General features: G+C 73.4%; 5 protein-coding genes. 1 reads left to right on the top strand and 4 read right to left on the bottom strand.

Annotation, left to right across the window (positions count from 1 at the left end):
* Window positions 1-13: 13 nt before the first annotated feature.
* Complete coding sequence (glpX, locus tag AA75_RS11165) at window positions 14-1,054, bottom strand: class II fructose-bisphosphatase (RefSeq protein ID WP_033819740.1); 1,041 nt, start codon at window positions 1,052-1,054, stop codon at window positions 14-16.
* Window positions 1,055-1,259: 205 nt separating this feature from the next.
* On the opposite strand from glpX, the gene AA75_RS11170 reads away from it, so the two are divergent.
* A complete protein-coding gene (locus tag AA75_RS11170; protein WP_233288989.1) occupies window positions 1,260-1,781 on the top strand; it encodes a DUF4245 domain-containing protein in 522 nt (173 codons plus the stop codon).
* Window positions 1,782-1,872: 91 nt separating this feature from the next.
* Here the strand turns inward: AA75_RS11170 and AA75_RS11175 are convergent, their stop codons facing one another.
* The 3 genes from AA75_RS11175 to xseA all read right to left on the bottom strand — a co-directional run bounded on the left by AA75_RS11175 (window position 1,873) and on the right by xseA (window position 4,176).
* Entirely contained in the window at window positions 1,873-2,466 is a 594-nt protein-coding gene (locus AA75_RS11175; RefSeq protein ID WP_033819742.1) for a malonic semialdehyde reductase, read from the bottom strand.
* 156 nt (window positions 2,467-2,622) lie between these two features.
* Window positions 2,623-2,925 carry an exodeoxyribonuclease VII small subunit gene (locus AA75_RS11180; protein WP_082526412.1) on the bottom strand — a complete coding sequence of 101 codons (303 nt, stop codon included), beginning with the start codon at window positions 2,923-2,925 and terminating at the stop codon, window positions 2,623-2,625.
* A gap of 39 nt (window positions 2,926-2,964) precedes the next feature.
* Window positions 2,965-4,176, bottom strand: coding sequence for an exodeoxyribonuclease VII large subunit (gene xseA / locus AA75_RS11185; RefSeq protein WP_033819743.1), 1,212 nt, complete (start codon window positions 4,174-4,176; stop codon window positions 2,965-2,967).
* Window positions 4,177-4,266: the final 90 nt, after the last annotated feature.

Genomic DNA, 4,266 nt, shown 5'->3' on the forward strand with positions numbered 1-4,266 from the left:
GCGCCGGGAGCCGTCAGTTGGCCCGGTCGAAGTCGATCGCGCTGTACGCCCGCAGCTTGGAGAGCTTGTGGGTGGAGTCGATCTGGCGGATCGTGCCGCTCTTCGAGCGCATCACCAGCGAGCTGGTGGTGGCGGTCTCCTGGCGGTAGTGGACGCCGCGCAGCAGTTCGCCGTCGGTGATGCCGGTGGCGACGAAGAACACGTTCTCGCCGCTGACCAGGTCGTCGGTGGACAGCACCCGGTCCAGGTCGTGCCCGGCGTCCAGGGCCTTGCGGCGCTCGGCCTCGTCCTTGGGCCACAGCCGGCCCTGGATCACGCCGCCCATGCACTTCATGGCGCAGGCCGCGATGATGCCCTCGGGGGTGCCGCCGATGCCCATCAGCAGGTCGACGCCGGTGCCCTCGCGGGCGGCCATGATGGCGCCGGCCACGTCGCCGTCCGAGATGAACTTGATCCGGGCGCCCGCCTCGCGGATCTCCCGGACCAGGCCGTCGTGGCGCGGGCGGTCCAGGACCACCACGGTGACGTCCTCGACGGCGCTGCCCTTGGCCTTGGCGACCCGGCGGATGTTGACCGCCGCGGGGGCGGTGATGTCGACGAAGTCGGCGGCCTCGGGGCCGGCCACCAGCTTGTCCATGTAGAACACGGCGCTGGGGTCGAACATGGTGCCGCGGTCGGCGACCGCGAGCACGGCCACCGCGTTGTTCATGCCCTTGGCGGTCAGCGTGGTGCCGTCCACCGGGTCCACGGCGACGTCGCACTCGGCGCCGGTGCCGTCGCCGACCCGCTCGCCGTTGTACAGCATCGGGGCCTCGTCCTTCTCGCCCTCTCCGATGACGACCACGCCGTTCATCGAGACGGTCGAGACGAGCGTGCGCATGGCCTTCACGGCGGCGCCGTCGGCGCCGTTCTTGTCGCCGCGGCCGACCCAGCGGCCGGCCGCCATGGCGGCGGCCTCGGTGACCCGGACGAGCTCCAGCGCGAGGTTCCGGTCGGGAGCCTCGGGGGCCACCTCCAGGGCGCTGGGCAGGTTGTGCGAGTACTGCGTGGTCATCGTCGTTACCTCTCTGTACGCGACGGCCAGTGAGCGCTCGACTACTGCCTGCGTCGAACGCCGTGGTGAGGGTGGTGCGATCGTATCTGTCCCCCGGACGGGTGTCTGTGGCGCACCTCCCGCCGACCTGCGACTACGGGCGCCCGAGGGGCCGGCGGGGACCCCGGGTGACAGTGGTGCGCCCGTGATGGGTCACCATGGGTGGGTGGCAGGCAAGAGCAGCATGAGAAGCCGGCAGTCGGTGCGGGACATGGTCCTGTCGATGCTGGCGGTCGGTGGCGTGGTGGCGGTCGGCTACCTCTTCATTCCGCACGACGGGGGCGACGGCGTCCACCAGGTCGACTACCGCTCGGCGCTGGCGTCGGCGAAGCGCGCGGCGCCGTACCCGGTGCTCGGGCCGCAGGGGCTGTCCGACCGGTGGCGGGCCACCTCGGTGGAGTACCGCAAGGACAAGAGCGGCCACAACGTCTGGCACCTGGGTTTCGTGACCCCCTCCGGCGAGTACGCGGCGGTGGAGCAGAGCAACGCGGCCAAGGCCGACGTGCTGGCCGACGTGGTCCCCGGCGGCGCCGCCGACGGCAGTGCCCCGGTGGCGGGCCAGGACTGGGAGCGGTACCAGGGCACCCACTACCGCGGCCTCACCCGGCAGGACGGCACCGCGACCACGGTGGTCACCGGCAGTGCCTCGTACGACGAGCTGGCGCAGCTCGCCCAGGCGCTGAAGTAGCCGGGCCGGGCGCCCGGGTGAACGCGCGAAGGGCCCCCGGGGGAACCGGGGGCCCTTCGTCGTACCGCCGCTGCCCGCGGCGGCGGCCGGGTCAGACGGTGGTGACGACGTCCTCGTAGGCCAGGCGCGGGCCGCGCGGGTACCAGGCGTCCTCGCCCGGCTTGCCGATGTTGATCACGGTGACGACCGAGTGCTCGCCGTCCGCGAAGAACTCCTTGTTGATGCCCGCGGCGTCGTAGCCGAGCATCGGGCCGGCGGCCAGGCCGGCGGCGCGCACGCCGATGATGAAGTACGCGGCCTGCAGGGTGGCGTTCATCGCGGCGGAGGCCTCACGGGCCGGGCGCTCGGCGAAGACGACGTCCTTGGCCTGCGGGAAGTGCGGGAACAGGGCCGGCAGCTCGTGGTGGAACTCGTTGTCCGCGGCCAGGATCGCGACCAGCGGGGCGCTGGCGGTCTTGGCCTTGTTGCCGTCCGACATCAGGTTGACCAGGCGCTCGCGAGCCTCGGGGGAGCGGACCAGGGTGATCCGCAGCGGCTGCTGGTTCATCGCGGTCGGCGCGAACTTGACCAGGTCGTAGATGGCCTGGATCTGCTCGTCGCTCACCGGCTCGTCGGTGAAGGTGTTGGCGGTGCGGGCCTCGCGGAAGAGCAGGTCCTGGGCGGCGGCGTCGAGAGCCAGGGTCATGTCTGGTCCTACCTTGATCACAGGGGTTCGGGGAAGCGGCCCGACGCGGTGCGCCGTGCGGTAGTCCCCAACAGTCTGTGAACGTTAAACAATTCCATCCGCCCGATGTGACATCCGTCACCCGCCGGCGTCACTGCCCGGCGTCACTGCCCGGCGTCACTCCCCGTCCTCGGGGCCCTCCTCGACCGCCAGCGCCGCGTCCAGCCGGGCCCGCGCGCCGTCCAGCCAGCGCTGGCAGACCTTGGCCAGCTGCTCGCCGCGCTCCCACAGCGCCAGCGACTCCTCCAGCGGGATGCCGCCGCTCTCCAGCCTGCGCACCACGTCCAGCAGCGCGTCCCGGGCCTGCTCGTACCCCAGGCCGTCGTCGGCGCCGGCCGCGTCCGCATCCGGCGCCCGGCCGTCCGCCGGCCGATCCGCCCGCCGGTCCGCCTGCTGGTCTGCTGCCCGCTGATCTGCCATGGCGCCAGCGTAGGGGTTCGCGCCGACAATCCGGAGCCGTCAGCCCCCGTCGGCCGTGACCTCGAAGCCGCCGCCCGCCACCCGGGCGTGCAGCCGCTCCGCCGCCGTGACCTGCGCCGGATCGGTCACCACCGTCCCGTCCGCCCGCTGCAGCACCGCGTACCCGCGCTCCAGCGTCGCCAGCGGAGACAGCGCCACCACCCGGGCCAGCGTGTGCCCGAGATCCGTCTCGGCGTGGTCCAGCCGGTGACCCAGCACCCGCCGGGCCCGCTCCACCAGCGCCGTGACCTCCGCCGCCGGGCCCTCCACCAGCCGGTGCGGCGCGGCCAGCACCGGCCGGCTGCGCACCCCCTCCAGCCCTGCCTGCTCGCGCTCCACCCGCCCGGTGATGTACCGGCGGGCGCGGTCGCGCAGCTGGTGCACCCGGGCCAGTTCCTCGCCCACGTCCGGCACCACCCGCTTGGCGGCGTCGGTAGGGGTGGCGGCCCGCAGGTCCGCCACGAAGTCCAGCAGCGGCTGGTCCGGCTCGTGCCCGATCGCGCTGACCACCGGCGTACGGGCGGCCGCCACGGTACGGATCAGCTCCTCGTCCGAGAACGGCAGCAGGTCCTCGACGCTGCCGCCGCCGCGGGCCACGATGATCACGTCCACCTCGGGCAGCGCGTCCAGCTCCCGGACCGCCGCCGCCACCTGCCCCGCCGCACTGGGTCCCTGCACCAGGACGTTGCGCACCTCGAACCGGACCGCCGGCCAGCGCCGCCGGGCCACCTCCAGCACGTCCCGCTCGGCGGCCGAACCGCGGCCGGTGACCAGCCCGATCCGGTGCGGCAGGAACGGCAGCGCCCGCTTGCGCTCCGCCGCGAACAGCCCCTCGCCGGCCAGCCGCTTCTTCAACTGCTCCAGCCGCGCCAGCAGTTCGCCCAGCCCGACCAGCCGGATCTCGGACGCCCGCAGCGACAGCGAGCCGCGCGCGGTGTACCACTCCGCCTTGGCGTGCACCAGGACCCGCGAGCCCTCCTGCACCACCTCGGCCACCCGCTCGAAGACCGACCGGAAGCAGGTGACGGTCAGTGAGACGTCCCGGTCCGGGTCGCGCAGTGTCAGGAACACCATCCCCGCGCCGGGCCGCCGGTTCAGCTGCGCGATCTGCCCCTCGACCCACACCTCGCCCAGCCGGTCGATCCAGCCGCCGATCAGCGCGGAAACCTTGCCGACCGGGATCGGCGCCTCGGGAGAGCTGGAGTTGGTCATGCCCACGAGGCTAGCGCCGCCGCCCGACAGCCCGCTGACCCCGCCGCCCGCCCCGGCCTCCCTGCACCCCCAGCACCACCAGCCCCGCCA

The organism is Kitasatospora sp. MBT63 (assembly GCF_000710465.2).
Lineage (GTDB): Bacteria > Actinomycetota > Actinomycetes > Streptomycetales > Streptomycetaceae > Kitasatospora.